Here is a 17,513-nt window from a genome sequence, read left to right on the forward strand (position 1 = left end):
CCGCGATGGTCCCAGTGTGCGCCATCAGAGTGTTCCGCGGAACACTTCGCGGTCCGGCCGGTGACGATTCTTCGGCTATTCGACGTCGGCGAGGAGCCGGCTCACCTCATACTGCCGGACCAGGAACGCCTTCTCGTCGAGCTTCTTGCGGCGCATCCAGGTGGTGACCTCGGAATTGCACTTGCTCGCGTTGCACGAGCCGCAACACGGCACGACGTTGGCGACGGTGTAGCGCCCGCCGCGGGAGATCGCGAGCATGCAGTCGCGCTGGAGAGCCACCCCGGCCGCGCCGCAGTACGCACACCCGCCCCAAGCCTCCTGGAGTGCGAGCCACTGGGTGTCGGTGAGGTCGTTGTCGCGGGCGGCAACACGCTTGCGGCGTCGCTTCGCATAGCGATTGGCGCGGGTCGTGCTGCGAGTGGCCACGGGAGGAGAATACCCGCGAGGTCACATCCGTCACAGCAGCCACAGTAGGTGGAGTGCGCGTGTCGTGCGCCCGGCGACGTGTCGGCACCTTTGCCTACACTGACACCCGTGAGCACGGCCATCCGCGACATCTCATCGACCGGGACGATCCCCACTCCGTACGAGGACCTCCTGCGCCTCGTGCTCGAGACGGGTACCCCGAAGGCGGATCGCACCGGCACAGGCACAAAGAGCCTCTTCGGTCATCAGCTGCGCTACGACCTGGCCGAGGGGTTCCCGCTGATCACCACCAAGAAGGTCCACCTCAAGTCGATCATCTACGAACTGCTCTGGTTCCTGCGCGGCGACTCCAACGTCCGCTGGCTCCAGGAACGCGGCGTCACCATCTGGGACGAGTGGGCCGACGAGAACGGTGACCTCGGACCGATCTACGGCGTCCAGTGGCGCAGCTGGCCGACGCCGTCGGGGGAGCAGATCGACCAGATCTCCGCGGCCCTCGAGACGCTCAAGACCAATCCCGATTCGCGACGCAACATCGTGTCCGCATGGAACGTGGGCGAGATCCCGCAGATGGCGCTGCCGCCGTGCCACGCGTTCTTCCAGTTCTACGTCGCCGACGGCAAGCTCTCCTGCCAGCTCTATCAGCGGTCCGCCGACCTGTTCCTCGGGGTGCCGTTCAACATCGCGTCGTACGCGCTGCTGACCCACATGATGGCGCAGCAGGCTGGCCTCGAGGTCGGCGAGTTCGTGTGGACGGGTGGCGACTGCCACATCTACGACAATCACGTCGACCAGGTGAACCTGCAGCTCTCGCGCGAGCCCTATCCGTATCCGAAACTCGAACTGCGCAAGCGTGATTCGATCTTCGACTACGAGTACGAGGACATCGAGATCGTCGGCTACCAGTCGCATCCGGGGATCAAGGCGCCGGTGGCGGTGTGAGGCCCCGTGTCCGGCTCGTCTGGGCGCAGGGGCACGAGGTCGCGGGTGCCGGGGCCGCGATCGGGCGGGACAACACCATCCCGTGGCGCGTCCCCGAGGACATGGCGCGCTTCAAGGAGAAGACCCTGGGCAACCCGGTCATCATGGGTCGCAAGACCTGGGATTCACTGCCGCCGAAGTTCCGGCCCCTGCCCGGTCGCACCAACATCGTGGTGACGCGGAACCCGAACTGGTCCGCCGACGGCGCGGTGGTGGCCCGATCCGTCGACGAGGCGTTGATGCTGGCCGACGGAGACACCGTCGGGGTCATCGGCGGTGGTGAGATCTACCGGGCCGCACTGTCATTCGCGACGGATCTGTGCGTCACCGAGATCGACGTCGATGTTCCGGGTGCCGATGCATTCGCGCCGGAGATCGGACCGGAGTGGACGGTCGCCGACAAGGGGGAGTGGCAGACGTCCTCGACCGGCCTTCGCTACCGCTTCATCGACTACACACGCGACGGCGGAGTCTGAGGCACGGGGCTGATGGCGACGGAACGGTTGTCCGCGGCCCAGGCGCGTCGAACCGCGCTGGCCGCACAGGGATTCACCGACCGCTCACCGTCGGGCACCCCGACCATGGCGCACCTCAAGAGGGTTGTCGGACGGACCGGTCTGCTCCAGATGGACTCCGTCAACATCGTCGCGCGGGCGCACTTCATGCCGATCTACAGCCGGCTGGGTCCCTACGACCCCGACCTCCTGCATCGCGCTGCCTGGCAGCCGGTGCGGGGCCGACGCCGTCTGGTCGAGTCCTGGGCGCACGAGGCCGCGCTCATCCCGGTCGAGGACTGGCCGCTGTTCCGTTGGCGCATGGACGAATTCGCCGATGGCCGCTATCGGCACACCCGCGAGATCATGCGTCGCAACCGGAGTCTCGCCGACGACGTACGGGGTGTGATCGAAGAGATCGGTGCCGCGACGCCGCGCACCATCGAGGCGGAACTCGGCATCGAGCGTGAACCCGGAACGGCCGGAAGCTGGTGGCAGCGCGGCGAGGTCAAGCACCTGTGCGAGGCGATGTTCGCCGCCGGCGACCTGTCGGCCGTGCGGAACGGCAACTTCGTACGTCACTACGATCTCACCGACCGTGTCGTCGGCGCCGACGTCGCCGCGGTGCGACCTGATCGTGCGCAGGCGCAACGCGAGCTCATCGCCCGAGCCGCACGCTCGCTCGGGGTCGCGACCGTCACCGACCTCGCCGACTACTACCGCATCAAACCGGCGGATGCCCGGCCCGCCGTCGCCGACCTCGTCGAAGCGGGTGTGCTGCACGAGGTCACGGTCGACGGGTGGCGTGACCCCGCCTACCTCGCCGACGGCGCGTCCATGCCGCGACGCATCGACACCTCGGCGATCCTGTCGCCGTTCGACCCCCTCGTGTTCTTCCGCCCACGTGCGCAGCGACTCTTCGACTTCCACTACCGCATCGAGATCTACGTCCCCGAACACAAACGCGTGCACGGCTACTACGTGTTGCCCTACCTGTTGGGCACCGACCTCGCCGCACGCGTCGACCTCAAGGCCGACCGGAGATCCCGAACCCTGTTGGTACTCGCCGCCTTCGGTGAGCCCGGCCACGATCGCCGCGTCGTCGCCGAGCGATTGGCCGCCGACCTGCGGAGATTCGCGGGCTGGCTCGACCTGGACGACGTGACGGTCGGCGTGAAGGGTGACCTCGCGCGCGATCTGCGAGCGGTGATGGGATGCTGAGCACCGGGAGATCGAAGAAACATGACGGGGACGACCTGAAGGAGAGATGCGACGATGACCGTGTCGTATGAAGGCAACGACTACCGCTTGGTGATGTTCGACCTCGACGACACCCTCGCAGCGTCGAAGAGCCCGCTCGACGACCAGATGGTGGACCTGCTGCACCGGATGCTCGAGGTCAGCCTCGGTTGCATCATCTCCGGCGGCAACTTCACCCAGTTCGAGAAGCAGGTTCTCGCGCGCCTCGGCAGCTTCGACTCGGTGGGCAACCTCCACCTGATGCCCACCTGCGGCACCCAGTACGTCCGCTGGGACGGCGGCGAGTGGGAGACCGTCTACGCGGAGTACCTCAGCGACGACGAGAAGAAGCGCACGCTCGACGTCCTCGAGACCGGCGCCAAGGAACTGGGACTGTGGGAGAGCGAGACCTGGGGCGACATCCTCGAGGACCGCGGCAGCCAGATCACCTTCAGCGCGCTCGGGCAGAAGGCCCCGGTCGACGCCAAGGCCGCCTGGGATCCCGACGGCGCGAAGAAGGAGTCGCTGCGGGCATATGCCGCCGAGCGGCTGCCCGACCTCGAGGTGCGCAGCGGTGGTTCGACGTCGGTCGACGTCACCAAGAAGGGCATCGACAAGGCGTACGGCGCGCTGAAGCTGATGGACATCCTCGGCCTGACCACCTCCGACATCCTGTTCTTCGGCGACCGTCTCGACGAGGGCGGCAACGACTACCCCGTCAAGGCACTCGGCATCACCTCGATCGCCGTCCACGGCTGGCCCGACACCCACGCCAAACTGTCGGCGATCCTGGATCAGAGCACGTAGGTCACACGGCGGGGCGCCCGACGGGTTGGACCCGCTGCGTCCCGCTGCGCACCCGAAAGGACTTCGCGTAGAACTGGCCCGACCGCGGATCGGTCTTGTCGTTCAGGAAATACCAGTCCATCTGGGTGGCGGACGGCGTGACGGTCAGCACCGAGTATCCGTGCGAGTCCAGCTCGCAGTAGCGGATGTGGTGATTGGCCGCACTGAACGCGGCCGCGATCGTCGGACCGGCGGTGTTCTCCGGCACGTTGAACATCTCGTCGATGTTGGTCGACGTCACCGACGTCCCGACCAGTTCCGTCGCGACGGTCCCGGCACCGGGATAGTTCGCGACGTCCACCGGGATGTCGCATGCCCACGACGAGTGGATGTCCCCGGTGATGAACACGACGTTGTCGACGCCGTTGTTCCTGATCGAGTCGAGGAGGCGCCGACGGTCGGCGGCGTAGCCGTCCCATTGATCCGCGTTGTAGGGGATGCCCTCCTCCGGTATCCCGAGCAGTTCGGTGACCGCCCCGGTGGTCTGCGGATCGAGTGGCGGGATCAGTACCGGGGAGATCATGACCGGGTTGCCGACGATCTTCCACCGCGTCTCCGACGATGTGAGGCCGTTGGTCAGCCAGGACATCTGAGCCCGACCCAGCATCGTGCGGGACGGCGCGTCGATCCGTGACGACACCGCGCTCACCTGGAGGTCGCGGTAGGAGCGCAGATCCAGCATCGACAGCTCGAGAAGTTTCCCGAACCGCAAGCGGCGGAACAGATGTCGGCCTTGCGGGTCGACGCCGGGGCGGATCGGCATCCACTCGGAGTAGGCGCGCAGGGCGGCGGCGCGTCGAACCTGCCACGACCCTTCGCCGGGCTGGTGATTCTCGGCACCCTCGCGCCAGCTGTCGTTCGACGACTCGTGGTCGTCCCAGATGCAGATGAACGGCGTCGACCGGTGCAGCGCGGCGAGGTCGGGATCGGTCTTGTACTGACCGTGACGGGTCCGGTAGTCACGCAGCGTTCGGATCTCGTGACGCGGGTCGTGGATCCGGACCGCGCCGGTCTTACCGGTGTACCGGCCGGTTTGGTACTCGTAGTAGTAATCGCCCAGGTGCACCACGGCGTCGAGGTCCGGCTGGTTGTTCAGGTGCCGGTAGGCGGCGAAATACCCGGCCTCCCAGTTGGCGCAGGACACGACGCCGAAGCGGATTCGTGCCACGTCGGCGCCGGTGGCGGGTGCGGTGCGGGCCGTACCGATCGGCGACGTCGCCCCGGCGACCGGTCCGGACGTCACGGTGAACCGGTAGTGGTACGTCGTCCGCGGACTCAGCCCGGTGGCGTCGACCTTGACGGTGAAGTCCCGCTCGGCCGAGGTCTGCACGACACCCGATCCGACGACCGCACCGAAGCCCGCGTCGCGCGCGATCTCCCATCGCACCGAACATGGTTGTCCCACACCGGAACCCGGCGTCGAGGCGGCGGACTGGGTGATCCGGGTCCACAGGATGACCGCGTCGGGCAGCGGGTCGCCGGACGCCACGCCGTGGGCGAAGGCCCGCGGCGGAGCAGCCTCAGCGGGGCCGGGGTCGGAGACGGCGGGCAGGGTGAGTGCGGCCCCGGTGACGACTGCACCGGTCCGCAGGAAAGTCCGTCGGGTGGACTCATGTCGGGTGGACACACAGGGACCTTACCCACCGTGGCCCGCGACGTCAGGCCGAATCCGAGCCCTTCGGGGCGGTGGGGGACAATCGGGGCACACAAACGTCGAATGGAGGGGACTGCGTGTCCGAATTGGTGCCGCTGAAGGTGCAGATGGTCGCCATGACCCAGTTCACCCCACCGGAGGACGTGCCGTGGAGCACGGACGCCGAGGGCGGTGAGGCGCTCGTCGAGTTCGCCGGCCGCGCCTGCTACCAGAGCTGGGACAAGCCGAACCCGCGCACCGCCACCAATGCCGGATACCTCCGGCACATCCTCGAGGTGGGGCACCTGTCGCTGCTCGAACACGCGTCGGTCACCTTCTACATCAGCGGGATCTCGCGCTCCTGCACCCATGAGCTGATCCGGCACCGGCACTTCTCCTATTCGCAGCTGTCGCAGCGGTTCGTGCCCGAACACGACTCCAACGTCGTCGCGCCGCCCGCGATCGTCGGCGACGAACACCTCGAGGAACTCTTCACGGCCGCCACCGATGCGAGTCGTGAGGCGTACACCGAACTCCTCGCCGCGCTGGAGGCGAAGTTCGCCGACGTGCCCAACGCGATCCTGCGTCGCAAGCAGGCACGTCAGGCGGCACGGTCGGTGCTGCCCAACGCCACCGAGACCAAGATCGTCGTGACCGGCAACTACCGTGCGTGGCGGCACTTCGTCGGCATGCGCGCCACCGAGCACGCCGACGTCGAGATCCGCCAGCTCGCGGTCGAGTGCCTGCGGCAATTGATGCAGGTGGCTCCCACCGTCTTCGGCGATTTCGAGATCGGCACGCTCGCCGACGGCACCGAGGTCGCGACCTCACCGTTCGTGCTGGAAGGGTGAGGCCCGTCACGGATACGGAGGCGGTAGCCTTGAGCACCATGAACGCAGTCCAGGAACCGCTGCACGAGCATCCCTTCGGGACGAACGTGGTGGCGATGGTGACCCCCTTCCGTCCCGACGGAAGTCTCGATCTGGACAAGGCCGCCGTCCTGGCCGACCACCTCGTGTCGAAGGGGTGCGACGGACTCGTCGTGTCCGGCACCACCGGCGAATCGCCGACCACCACCGTGCCCGAGAAGCTCGATCTGTTGCGCGTCGTGCTGGACGCCGTCGGCGACCGCGCCCGGATCACCCAGGGGGCGGGTAGCTACGACACCGCCGAGAGTGTGCGGTTCGCGATCGAGTCGGAGAAGGTCGGTGCCCACGGCCTGCTCGTGGTGACCCCGTACTACTCCAAGCCGCCGCAGTCCGGCATCCTCGCGCACTTCCGGACGGTCGCCGACGCCACCGCACTTCCCGTGCTGCTCTACGACATCCCGCCGCGCTCGATCGTGCCCATCGCCAACGAGACGATGCTCGCGCTCGCCGAACACCCGAACATCCGCGGCGTCAAGGACGCCAAGGGCGACCTGCACTCGGCCGCCGGCCTCATCGCCACCACCAAGCTCGAATACCTCTCGGGTGAGGACGCACTGAACCTCCCGTGGCTGTCGATCGGCGCCACCGGATTTGTCAGCGTCATCGGGCACCTGGTGCCGGATCGCTTGCGCGAGATGCAGATCGCGGTCGAGAAGGGTGATCTCGCGACGGCGAGGACGCTCAACACGTCGATGCTTCCGCTCGTCAACGCGATGGGACGCCTCGGAGGTGTCACGATGGTGAAGGCGGCGCTGCGCATTCTCGGACTCGAGGTGGGCGATCCGCGTCTGCCCCAGGTGCCCGCCACCGGGCCCCAGATCGAGGAGCTGATCGTGGATCTTCGTGCGGCAGGTGTTCTCGCCTGATGACCGACAACACCGGCAGCGACAACGGCGGGCCCGAAGCGCGGCCGGCGCGCACCCGTCGCCGCGCCGCCTCCCGCAAGGCCGGACCGCCCGCCACTCCGCCGGTGTCCGCGGAGCCGACCCCCGTGGAAGCCGTCCCGGTGGACTCCGTCCCGGCCACGACCGCGCCCGACCCGGCACCGGCTCGCGCCCCGAAGTCCGAGTCCGCCCCAAAGTCCGAGTCTGCACCGAAGCATGCCTCCCGGCAGCGGTCCGGTTCGTCGTCCGGTGCCCGGCGCGGTCGCCACGAACGCGGCGGCGACGCGCGTGGTCGTCGGAACGAGCCGGCGACCCCGGCACCGGTCGATCGTCTCGGCACCCCGCGGCGCCTGCCCAAGGGCGGACTCCGGATCGTCGCACTCGGCGGCATCGGCGAGATCGGCCGCAACATGACCGTCTTCGAGTACGACGGCCGCCTCCTGATCGTCGACTGCGGCGTGCTGTTCCCCGAGGACCAGCAGCCCGGCGTCGACCTGATCCTGCCGGACTTCCGCTACATCGAGGACCGCATGGACGACGTCGACGCGGTGATCCTCACCCACGGGCACGAGGACCACATCGGCGCGATCCCGTTCCTGCTGCGGCTGCGCAGCGACATCCCCGTCGTCGGGTCGAAGTTCACCCTCGCCCTCGTCGAGGCCAAGTGTCGGGAACATCGCCTGCGGCCCAAGCTCGTTCAGGTCACCGAGGGGGAGCGGACCACCCACGGTCCGTTCGACTGCGAGTACTTCGCGGTCAACCACTCGATCCCGGACGCCATCGCGCTCGCGATCCGCACGCCGGCAGGTCTCGCCCTGCACACCGGCGACATCAAGCTCGACCAGCTGCCCCTCGACGGTCGTCTCACCGACCTCGCCGGGTTCAGCCGTCTCGGTGACGAGGGCGTCGACCTGTTCCTCGTCGACTCGACCAATGCCGAGGTCCCCGGCTTCGTCACCCCCGAACGTGAGATCGGTGGTGTGCTCGACCAGGTCATCGGCAAGGCCAGGCAACGCGTCATCGTCGCGTCCTTCGCCAGCCACGTGCACCGCATCCAGCAGATCATCGACGTCGCGCACACCCACAACCGGCGCGTCTGCTTCGTCGGCCGGTCGATGGTGCGCAACATGCAGATCGCGCAGGACCTCGGCTACCTGTCGGTGCCGGACGGGGTGGTCGTCGACCTCGACACCGCCGCAACGCTTCCCGACCATCGCATCGTGCTGATCTCGACCGGTTCGCAGGGTGAGCCGCTGTCGGCGTTGTCGCGGATGGCGCGGGGCGAGCACCGCCAGATCAACATCCGCGCCGATGACCTGGTCGTGCTGGCCTCGTCGCTGATCCCGGGCAACGAGAACTCGGTCTTCGCCGTCGTCAACGGCCTGGCCAAGCGCGGTGCCACCGTCATCACCCAGCAGAGCGCCAAGGTCCACGTGTCCGGCCACGCCTCGGCGGGTGAGCTGCTCTACCTGTACAACGCGGTGCGGCCGTCGAATGTGATGCCGGTGCACGGTGAATGGCGCCACCTGCGTGCGAACGCCGCGCTCGCGGTCGCGACCGGTGTGTCCGAGGATCAGGTCGTGCTGGCCGAGGACGGCGTCGTGGTCGACCTCGTCGACGGCCGGGCCGAGATCGTCGGTCGCGTGCCGGTCGGACACGTCTACGTCGACGGACTGTCGGTCGGTGACGTCGGCGAGTCGACCCTGTCGGAGCGTCTCGTGCTCGGCGAGGGCGGTTTCATCGCGATCACCGTCGCGATCGATGCGACGACGGGGCGCGCGGTCAGCTCGCCGGAGGTCTCCGGCCGTGGCTTCTCCGACGACCCGGATGCGCTGAAGGCGGCCGCCGACCTGGTCAACCAGGTTCTCGACTCCCTGGCCGCCGAGGGGGTGAGCGACGCGCATCGCATCGCGCAGGGGATTCGGCGCGCCGTGGGCCGGTGGGTCTCCGAGGCCTACCGCCGCCGCCCGATGATCGTGCCGACGGTTCTCGCGGTGGGAGCCGACTGAACGGTACGACCGTATCGGAAACGCTCGCTACTGTGGACGGGGTGACAGGTGCACAGGAGGAACGAGCGGCTCTCGTCGAGACCCTGAAGAAGGTGGGCCCGGACGCGCCCACCCTCTGTGAGGGCTGGACCACCCGCGATCTGTTGGCTCATCTCGTCGTTCGCGAACGACGCCCCGACACCGGGCCGGGCATCCTGATCCCGGCGTTCGCCGGATACACCGAGAAGGTGCGGAGCAAGGCCGCCCGACGGGACTTCGACGAGTTGCTCGACGAACTCGCCTCGGGTCCGCCGGTCTACTCACCGTTCAAGCTCGTCGACCGGTTCGCCAATCTCGCCGAGATGTTCGTCCACCACGAGGACGTGCTGCGCGGGGGAGCGGACCCGAAGGGCCGCTGGACGCCGCGGATGCTGTCACCCGAGCTCGAGGCCGAGCTGCGCGGTCCGGCCACCTCGATGGGCAGGATGACGCTCAAGAAGATCCCCGCACGCGTCACCCTCCGTACGACCGCCGGTGAGGACCTGCTGACCGTCGGCTCCGGGAAGGACGTCGTGGTCACCGGGTCGATCGGTGAACTCGTCCTGTTCGCGTTCGGACGGGCACCCGTCGCCGTGAGCTTCGACGGCGATGCGGACGCGATCGCCGCGGTTCGTGAGAGTTCTCACGGCCTCTAGGGCGTGTCCCGATGCGACCGGGTAACAACTTCGACACGGCGCCGTTATCAGTGTTGCCCATGTGACTGAAGTGAACTCTGCCGACTAGTCTGTCGGTATGGCTTCGAAGGCAAGCACGGGTACGCGCACGTCCGCGTCTGGGTCGCGGGCATCCGGCACACGGTCGGGTGCGAAAAGTGCCGGACGGTCGACGGGTTCGGCGGCACGTTCGGGCGCGAGCAAGTCGGCCGGGACACGCTCCGGTTCCACCCGCTCCGGCGCGGGCAAAGCCGGATCGTCGCGCGCGTCGAACCGATCCACCGGCAGCGGCAAGTCCCGCGCACGGCAGTCCGCCACCGCGACGCCGCGCCGCCGGAACACGTCGGCCTCCGCCGAATCGGTCGATCTGCACCGCCGTTCGGTCGCCGCCGCCGGCGCCTCCGCGGTGGGGAAGGGGATCGGAGCCGGCTGGTCACTGTTCGCTCGTGGTGTCGGCAGCGCGGCCCGCGTGGGTTCCGGAGTCGGCCGCGGACCGCGGACCGAGTCGCGTCCGTTCGACGACGACGATTTCGATCTGGATGCCGTCGACGGTGACGACGCCGAGTACGACGATGTCGACGCGGACGTGGTGGGTCCGCGCGGTCAGGGACACAGTCATCGCCGGGACGGCGTCGCGCTCGGCCTGCTCGGGTTGGGGCTCCTGTTCGCGGCCAGTGTGTGGTTCGGCGCCGCCGGGCCGGTCGGTGCATTCTTCGAGGCGTTGATCCGCGCGATCGTCGGGTCCGCGGCCGTCGTGATGCCGGTCGCGCTCGTCGTGGTCGCGATCATGCTGATGCGGCGTCCGGCCGCACCCGAACGCCGTGGGCGCTACCTCGGCGGTGGCTCCCTCGTCGTGCTTCCCCTGCTCGGCATCATGCATCTGATCGCCGGTGCGCCGCTGGATCTGCCGGGCCGTTCGGCGGCGGCGGGCTTCGTCGGTTTCGCCATCGGCACGCCGCTCACCGCGGGGGTCACCGCCTGGGTGTCCGTCCCGATCCTGTTGCTGTGCATGGCCTTCGGTGTGCTGATCCTCAGTGGCCGGACCGTGCGCGAAGTCGTCGACGCCGCCGCCGGATACCTCGGCCTGGGGGTGTCCGGTGCCGACGGCGCGCCGTGGGAGGGCGACCTCGACTGGGACGAGGACGCGGAGAACTACGAGGATCCCGATTTCGGGGATCCCGCGGCGGACGATGCCGACGACGATGACGCGGACACCTACGGCTCCCGGGCGACCCGTCGCTCGTACTCGTCGAACCCGTACGACAACTACCCGCCCGACGAGACCCCGTCGCGGCCCTCGAGCCGGTCGCGGCGCAAGCCGGCCAAGGTCGCCGAGGAACCGATCGAAGACGCGGTCACCGAGAGCTTCGCCGATGCGTTCACCGAGCCGTTCGGGGACAACGCCCCCGACGAGCAGATGACCGAGGTGATCGACCCCCCGGCCCGTCCGGCTGCTCGCCGCACGGCGCCCGCCGCGCGTCCGGCACCCAAACCGGCGCCGAAACCGGCACCCGAGCCCGAACCCGACCTCGACGACGAGGAGGCCTTCTCACCGGCGGTCCCGGCTGCCGAGGGCGACTACCTGCTGCCGCCCCCGCATCTGCTGCTCGAAGGCGACCCGCCGAAGGCCGGCACCAGCGCCAACGACGAGATGATCGACCGGATGACCGGTGTCCTCGAACAGTTCAAGATCGATGCCGCGGTCACCGGCTACACGCGCGGACCGACGGTCACCCGGTACGAGGTCGAGCTGGGACCGGGCGTGAAGGTCGAGAAGATCACCGCGCTCCAGCGCAACATCGCCTACGCCGCGGCCACCGACAACGTCCGCCTGCTCGCGCCGATCCCGGGCAAGTCCGCGGTCGGTATCGAGGTACCCAACGCCGATCGTGAGATGGTCCGCCTGGCCGACGTCCTCAGCGCGTCGTCGACCCGCAAGGACAAGCATCCGCTCGTGATCGGTCTGGGCAAGGACATCGAGGGCGACTTCGTCAGCGCGAACCTGGCGAAGATGCCGCACCTGCTCGTCGCCGGTTCGACCGGCTCCGGTAAGTCGAGCTTCGTCAACTCCATGCTGGTGTCGCTGCTGAGCCGCGCCACCCCGGAGCAGGTCCGGATGATCCTCATCGACCCGAAGATGGTGGAACTCACGCCTTACGAGGGCATCCCGCACCTGATCACCCCCATCATCACCCAGCCCAAGAAGGCGGCCGCCGCCCTCGCATGGCTGGTGGAGGAGATGGAGCAGCGCTACCAGGACATGAAGGCGTCGCGGGTGCGTCACATCGACGACTTCAACGCGAAGGTGCGCTCCGGCGAGATCACCACTCCGCTCGGCAGCGAGCGGGTGTACAAGCCGTACCCGTACATCCTCGCCATCGTCGACGAGCTCGCGGACCTGATGATGACCGCGCCGCGCGACGTGGAAGAGGCGATCGTCCGCATCACGCAGAAGGCGCGCGCCGCCGGCATCCACCTGGTCCTCGCGACGCAGCGTCCGTCGGTCGACGTCGTCACCGGTCTGATCAAGACCAACGTGCCGTCGCGCCTGGCGTTCGCCACGTCGTCGCTGACCGACTCGCGCGTCATCCTCGATCAGCCGGGCGCCGAGAAGCTCATCGGCATGGGTGACGGCCTGTTCCTGCCGATGGGTGCCAACAAGCCGATCCGCATGCAGGGCGCCTACATCTCCGACGAGGAGATCGCGGCCGTCGTCGACTTCACCAAGGAGCAGGCCGAGCCGGAGTACACCGAGGGTGTCACCGCGGCGAAGGCCGGCGAGAAGAAGGACATCGACAGCGACATCGGCAACGACCTCGACGACCTGCTGCAGGCGATCGAACTCGTCGTCTCCAGCCAGTTCGGGTCGACGTCGATGCTGCAGCGCAAGCTGCGGGTCGGCTTCGCGAAGGCGGGGCGCCTGATGGACCTCATGGAGACCCGCGGCGTCGTCGGACCCAGCGAGGGTTCCAAGGCGCGTGAGGTGCTCGTCAAGCCCGACGATCTCGCGGGCGTGATCGCCTCGATCACCGGCGGTGGAGACGAAACAGACGGATCGGGCGACTGAAGAACTCTCTGACCTGAGGTTTCTGCGGAACTACTACCGCCTGTACTAAAGTGACGGCAGATCCATGAGGGGAGTATCCCCGACGCGGCGTCTCCGTCAATACGGTCAGGGCCCGCGATGATGCCGATCATCGTCGCAACCCTGGCCCGGAGCGTCGGCCGCCATCTCGGCGGGAGAGACCTCTGGCTCGTCAGCTGATGCTGCCTGCTGGAGGAATACCGTGGATGTCTCTGTATCCGTGTGGCTGATCACCTGCGTGGTGATCCTCGGATTGTTCGTGTTCGACTTCTTCTCCCACGTGCGCGTGCCGCACGCCCCGTCGCTCAAGGAATCGGGCATCTGGTCGGCGGTGTACATCGCGCTCGCCATCGTGTTCGGGCTGTTCGTCTGGTGGAAGTGGGGATCGACGTTCGGCGGCGAGTACTTCGCCGGCTACGTGACCGAGAAGGCGCTCTCGGTGGACAACCTGTTCGTGTTCGTCATCATCATGGCGAAATTCGCGGTGCCCCGTGAGTATCAGCAGAAGGTGCTGCTGCTCGGCATCGTCATGGCGCTGGGCATGCGCGGCATCTTCATCGCCGTCGGCGCCGCCGCGATCAACGCCTACAGCTGGGTGTTCTACCTGTTCGGCGCGTTCCTGATCTTCACCGCCGTCAAACTCGTCCGCGAGAGCGACGACCCCGTGGAGCACGAGGAACAGCGGGAGAGTCGTCTCGAGCGGTTCGTCAAGCGATTCCTGCGCACGCACGACTCCTACGACCGCGACAAGCTGTTCACCCGCGTCAACGGCAAGCGTCTCGCGACGCCGATGCTGATGGTCCTCATCGTCATCGGGTTCACCGACGTGCTCTTCGCCCTCGACTCGATCCCGGCGATCTACGGCCTGACCCAGGAGCCGTACCTGGTGTTCACCGCCAACGCCTTCGCGCTGATGGGCCTGCGTCAGCTGTACTTCCTGCTCGGCGGGCTGCTCGACCGGCTGGTGTACCTGTCGATCGGCCTGTCGATCATCCTCGCGTTCATCGGTGCGAAGCTCGTCCTGCACGCGCTGCACGAGAACACCCTGCCGTTCGTCAACGGCGGTGAGCATGTGAGCGTCCCGGAGATCTCGACGCCGGTGTCGTTGTCGGTGATCGTCGGTGTCCTGGTGATCACCACCGTCGCAAGCCTGGTCAGGAGCAGGTCAGCTGTGTCGAAGAGTTAGCGGCAGGGGTCAGAACGGTCCGAAGACCTGGGTCCACTCGTCGATCCGGACGGCGTCGACGGCCTCGTGCGCCTGGAACGGGTCGTTGGCGAAGAACGCCTCGGCGGCCTCGAGGTCGGCCGCGCTGATGATGATCAGCGCGCCCGACCCGTCCGGGTACGGTCCCGCGATGAGCACGTTGCCCGCCTTGTTCTCCTCGCCGAGCCACTGCCGATGAAGCGGCCGGTGCTGGTCGCGGAGCGCGGCCTTGGCCGGACGGTAGGTGTACTGGACGGCGAAATAGGGCATCGGTTCACTCCCGGGTGATGGTGGCCAGCATCCTGGTGTTCCCCAGGGTGTTGGGTTTGACGTAACTCAGGTCGAGGAACTCCGCGACACCGGTGTCGTACGAACGGCACATCTCCTCGAACACCTCGCGCGTGACCGGGGTGCCCTCGATCTCGCGGAAGCCGTGCTTGGCGAAGAAGCTCGTCTCGAAGGTCAGCACGAAGACGCGGGCCAGTTCGAGTTCGCGGGCGATCTCCATCAGCCGGCCGACGATCTTGTGCCCGATGCCACGTCCGGAGAACACGGGATCGACCGCGACCGTGCGAACCTCGCCGAGATCGGCCCACAGTACGTGGAGCGCACCACATCCCACGACCAGCCCGTCGAGTTCGGCGACCCAGAACTCCTGGACCGACTCGTAGAGGGTGACGAGGTTCTTCTCCAGGAGGATCCTGCCCGCGTACTTGTCGATCAGTTCCTTGATGCGCGGTACGTCCGACGTACGCGCGCGCCGGACGGCGATGTCCCGAGTAGTCGGTTCGGGCGCAACGGGATCCGCCGCGGACTCGGGTTGGGCGGGCTCCGGGGAGACGGGGGACATGGGAACTCACCTTAGTCCTGTGAGGGCGTGCGCCCCACGGTGATGTCGGGGCGCGTAGCGGCCCGGGTGACCTTCCGCGGGGCGTGGACCGATACCCTGTGGGGTGTGAGTACGAGAATTCCCGTGTATCGCGGAACCTGTCCGCGCTCGGGGGTGTGCTCATGACCGATCGCATTCGGCGGGCCGTCGACGAAAAAGGTATCGCAAATGTGGGCCGCGGGCCGGACCACATCACCGATCCCGTCGACCCGGTCCCGGTCGTCAACATCGCGAACGCCCTGACCGTCTTCCGGATCCTCCTGGTTCCGGTGTTCCTGACGGTGCTGTTCCTCGAGTCCGGAGAATCCACGCTGTGGCGCACGGTGGCGACGGTCGTCTTCGCCGTCGCGGCCCTGACCGATCGGTACGACGGCCGCATCGCCCGCGCGCGCGGACTGATCACCGACTTCGGCAAGATGGCCGACCCGATCGCGGACAAGGCCCTGATCGGTGGTGCGCTCGTCGGACTCTCGATCCTCGGCATCCTGCCCTGGTGGGTCACCGCGGTCATCATCGCGCGCGAACTGTGGGTCACCGCGCTGCGCTTCTGGGTGCTGCGGCACAAGGTCATCCCCGCCAGTCGCGGCGGAAAACTCAAGACGCTGCTGCAGGCGGTCGCCATCGGCCTGTACCTGGCGCCCCTCGGCGGCGGATGGGACATCGCCGCCGGCATCGTGATGGGTCTCGCGGTGGTCGTCACCATCTACACCGGCCTCGACTACACCTGGCAGGCGATCAAGGTCAGGTCCGGCGGCGGTTCCCGCACCGGCACCCCCGATCCGGAGCCGGCACCGCAGACGCGACGGGCCGTGGGAGGAACCGGCGCAGGGCGCTGAGTTCGACTACTGTCGGTGGAACCGCGGCCGGGGAACGATCCGGCTGCGTGAGGCGTTGGCCGAGGAGTGGACAGGGAGAGGAGACTCGATGGCGATGCTCTTACGTGAGGCGCTCGGCGACAGCCTGCGTCGGGTCCGCACGCAGCAAGGCCGGACCCTGCGTGAGGTGTCCACCGGTGCACGCGTGAGCCTGGGCTACCTCTCCGAGGTCGAGCGCGGCCAGAAAGAGGCCTCGAGCGAACTGCTCGCGGCCATCTGCGATGCACTCGACGTGGAGATCGCCGACCTCCTCCTCGACGTCGGGAACGCGATGCGTCCGGCCGAGACCATGACCCCCGAGGTCGCCGAGGCCGGTCTCACCGCGACCAAGGTGGTCATCCCCGCACCCGCCGGACGCCGGGACGCGACGGCGCTCGCGGCCGCCTGATCCACGTCGTCCGAATGACCATTTGAGTGCTGCGGCACTATCGGGAACCCGCAGCCACTAAATTGGTCTGCACAGTTCTCTCAAACCCCTGAATGGAGTGACGTAGAGCATGGCGAACCCGTTCGTGAAGTTGTGGCGGTACCTGACGGCACTCGGCAACGCGAAGATCGACGAACACGCCGACCCGAAGGTCCAGATCCAGCAGGCGATCGAAGATGCCCAGCGTCAGCACCAGGCGTTGTCGCAGCAGGCCGCCTCGGTCATCGGCAACCAGCGACAGCTCGAGATGAAGCTCAACCGGCAGCTCGAGGACATCGAGCGTCTGCAGGCCAACACCCGCCAGGCACTGACGCTGGCCGATCAGGCCGCTGCCGCCGGCGACACCCAGAAGGCCACCGAGTACACGAACGCCGCCGAGGCGTTCGCGGCGCAGCTGGTGACCGCCGAGCAGAGCGTCGAGGACCTCAAGTCCCTGCACGACCAGTCGCTTCAGGCCGCCGACCAGGCCAAGAAGGCCGTCGAGCGCAACGCGATGATCCTCCAGCAGAAACTCGCCGAGCGTTCCAAGCTGCTCAGCCAGCTCGAGCAGGCCAAGATGCAGGAGCAGGTCAGCGCATCGCTCAACCAGATGAGCGAGTTGTCGGTGCCCGGCAACACCCCGAGCCTCGACCAGGTCCGCGAGAAGATCGAGCGCCGCTACGCCAACGCCCTCGGTTCGGCCGAGCTGGCCAAGAACTCGGTCCAGGGCCGCATGCAGGAGGTCGAGCAGGCGGGCATCCAGATGGCCGGTCATTCGCGCCTGGAGCAGATCCGCGCCAGCATGCGCGGCGATGCCCTGCCGTCCGCGGGCGCCACCGCACCACCGTTGCAGAAGGGTCAGCCGGCGACGCAGGCCACCCCGCCGACCACCGAGCCGCCCGCGCAGAACTGATCCGCGGC

Annotated in this window: 17 protein-coding genes; 13 read left to right on the forward strand and 4 right to left on the reverse strand. The window is 67.8% G+C overall.

The window, feature by feature from the left end; translation table 11 throughout:
- Nucleotides 1–75: 75 nt before the first annotated feature.
- The gene (locus GOAMI_RS10295; protein ID WP_006436431.1) at nucleotides 76–426 is read right to left on the reverse strand and encodes an HNH endonuclease; all 351 of its coding nucleotides are present in this window, start codon (nucleotides 424–426) and stop codon (nucleotides 76–78) included.
- Between the two features lie 108 nt (nucleotides 427–534).
- Here GOAMI_RS10295 and GOAMI_RS10300 point away from each other — a divergent pair, with 108 nt between their 5' ends.
- The 4 genes from GOAMI_RS10300 to GOAMI_RS10315 are packed head-to-tail and all read left to right on the forward strand — an operon-like array spanning nucleotide 535 to nucleotide 3,947.
- Complete coding sequence (locus GOAMI_RS10300) at nucleotides 535–1,368, forward strand: thymidylate synthase (RefSeq protein ID WP_040004744.1); 834 nt, start codon at nucleotides 535–537, stop codon at nucleotides 1,366–1,368.
- The gene (locus tag GOAMI_RS10305) at nucleotides 1,365–1,883 is read left to right on the forward strand and encodes a dihydrofolate reductase (protein WP_006436433.1); all 519 of its coding nucleotides are present in this window, start codon (nucleotides 1,365–1,367) and stop codon (nucleotides 1,881–1,883) included. The genes GOAMI_RS10300 and GOAMI_RS10305 overlap by 4 nt, the downstream gene beginning before the upstream one ends.
- A gap of 12 nt (nucleotides 1,884–1,895) precedes the next feature.
- Entirely contained in the window at nucleotides 1,896–3,122 is a 1,227-nt protein-coding gene (locus tag GOAMI_RS10310) for a winged helix-turn-helix domain-containing protein (protein WP_006436434.1), read from the forward strand.
- 54 nt (nucleotides 3,123–3,176) lie between these two features.
- Nucleotides 3,177–3,947 (forward strand): HAD-IIB family hydrolase, encoded by a 771-nt coding sequence (locus GOAMI_RS10315; protein WP_006436435.1) that lies wholly within the window; start codon nucleotides 3,177–3,179, stop codon nucleotides 3,945–3,947.
- A gap of 1 nt (nucleotide 3,948) precedes the next feature.
- Here the strand turns inward: GOAMI_RS10315 and GOAMI_RS10320 are convergent, their stop codons facing one another.
- On the reverse strand, nucleotides 3,949–5,613 hold the full coding sequence (locus tag GOAMI_RS10320) for an alkaline phosphatase D family protein (protein ID WP_006436436.1): 1,665 nt from the start codon (nucleotides 5,611–5,613) through the stop codon (nucleotides 3,949–3,951).
- A gap of 104 nt (nucleotides 5,614–5,717) precedes the next feature.
- On the opposite strand from GOAMI_RS10320, the gene thyX reads away from it, so the two are divergent.
- The 6 genes from thyX (at nucleotide 5,718) to GOAMI_RS10350 (ending at nucleotide 14,404) form a co-directional block, all read left to right on the forward strand.
- The gene (gene thyX / locus GOAMI_RS10325) at nucleotides 5,718–6,470 is read left to right on the forward strand and encodes an FAD-dependent thymidylate synthase (protein WP_006436437.1); all 753 of its coding nucleotides are present in this window, start codon (nucleotides 5,718–5,720) and stop codon (nucleotides 6,468–6,470) included.
- Nucleotides 6,471–6,508: 38 nt separating this feature from the next.
- Nucleotides 6,509–7,414: a 4-hydroxy-tetrahydrodipicolinate synthase gene (gene dapA, locus GOAMI_RS10330; RefSeq protein ID WP_040004745.1), complete on the forward strand. Its 906-nt coding sequence runs from the start codon at nucleotides 6,509–6,511 to the stop codon at nucleotides 7,412–7,414.
- On the forward strand, nucleotides 7,414–9,441 hold the full coding sequence (locus GOAMI_RS10335; RefSeq protein ID WP_006436439.1) for a ribonuclease J: 2,028 nt from the start codon (nucleotides 7,414–7,416) through the stop codon (nucleotides 9,439–9,441). The genes dapA and GOAMI_RS10335 overlap by 1 nt, the downstream gene beginning before the upstream one ends.
- 41 nt (nucleotides 9,442–9,482) lie before the next feature.
- A complete protein-coding gene (locus GOAMI_RS10340) occupies nucleotides 9,483–10,115 on the forward strand; it encodes a TIGR03085 family metal-binding protein (protein WP_040004753.1) in 633 nt (210 codons plus the stop codon).
- Nucleotides 10,116–10,212: 97 nt separating this feature from the next.
- Entirely contained in the window at nucleotides 10,213–13,200 is a 2,988-nt protein-coding gene (locus tag GOAMI_RS10345; protein ID WP_040004746.1) for a DNA translocase FtsK, read from the forward strand.
- A gap of 220 nt (nucleotides 13,201–13,420) precedes the next feature.
- Nucleotides 13,421–14,404 carry a TerC family protein gene (locus tag GOAMI_RS10350; RefSeq protein WP_006436443.1) on the forward strand — a complete coding sequence of 328 codons (984 nt, stop codon included), beginning with the start codon at nucleotides 13,421–13,423 and terminating at the stop codon, nucleotides 14,402–14,404.
- A 9-nt stretch (nucleotides 14,405–14,413) separates the two neighbouring features.
- Here the strand turns inward: GOAMI_RS10350 and GOAMI_RS10355 are convergent, their stop codons facing one another.
- Nucleotides 14,414–14,692: a YciI family protein gene (locus GOAMI_RS10355; RefSeq protein ID WP_006436444.1), complete on the reverse strand. Its 279-nt coding sequence runs from the start codon at nucleotides 14,690–14,692 to the stop codon at nucleotides 14,414–14,416.
- 4 nt (nucleotides 14,693–14,696) lie between these two features.
- On the reverse strand, nucleotides 14,697–15,272 hold the full coding sequence (locus tag GOAMI_RS10360) for an amino-acid N-acetyltransferase (RefSeq protein ID WP_006436445.1): 576 nt from the start codon (nucleotides 15,270–15,272) through the stop codon (nucleotides 14,697–14,699).
- Nucleotides 15,273–15,433: 161 nt separating this feature from the next.
- Between GOAMI_RS10360 and pgsA the strand changes: the two genes are divergently transcribed.
- The 3 genes from pgsA to pspA all read left to right on the forward strand — a co-directional run bounded on the left by pgsA (nucleotide 15,434) and on the right by pspA (nucleotide 17,505).
- Nucleotides 15,434–16,147 carry a CDP-diacylglycerol--glycerol-3-phosphate 3-phosphatidyltransferase gene (gene pgsA, locus GOAMI_RS10370; protein WP_040004755.1) on the forward strand — a complete coding sequence of 238 codons (714 nt, stop codon included), beginning with the start codon at nucleotides 15,434–15,436 and terminating at the stop codon, nucleotides 16,145–16,147.
- Between the two features lie 88 nt (nucleotides 16,148–16,235).
- The gene (locus GOAMI_RS10375; protein WP_006436448.1) at nucleotides 16,236–16,574 is read left to right on the forward strand and encodes a helix-turn-helix domain-containing protein; all 339 of its coding nucleotides are present in this window, start codon (nucleotides 16,236–16,238) and stop codon (nucleotides 16,572–16,574) included.
- A gap of 109 nt (nucleotides 16,575–16,683) precedes the next feature.
- Entirely contained in the window at nucleotides 16,684–17,505 is an 822-nt protein-coding gene (gene pspA / locus GOAMI_RS10380) for a phage shock protein PspA (RefSeq protein WP_006436449.1), read from the forward strand.
- Nucleotides 17,506–17,513: the final 8 nt, after the last annotated feature.

It is taken from the genome of Gordonia amicalis NBRC 100051 = JCM 11271 (assembly GCF_000332995.1).
GTDB classification, from domain to species: Bacteria; Actinomycetota; Actinomycetes; order Mycobacteriales; family Mycobacteriaceae; genus Gordonia; species Gordonia amicalis.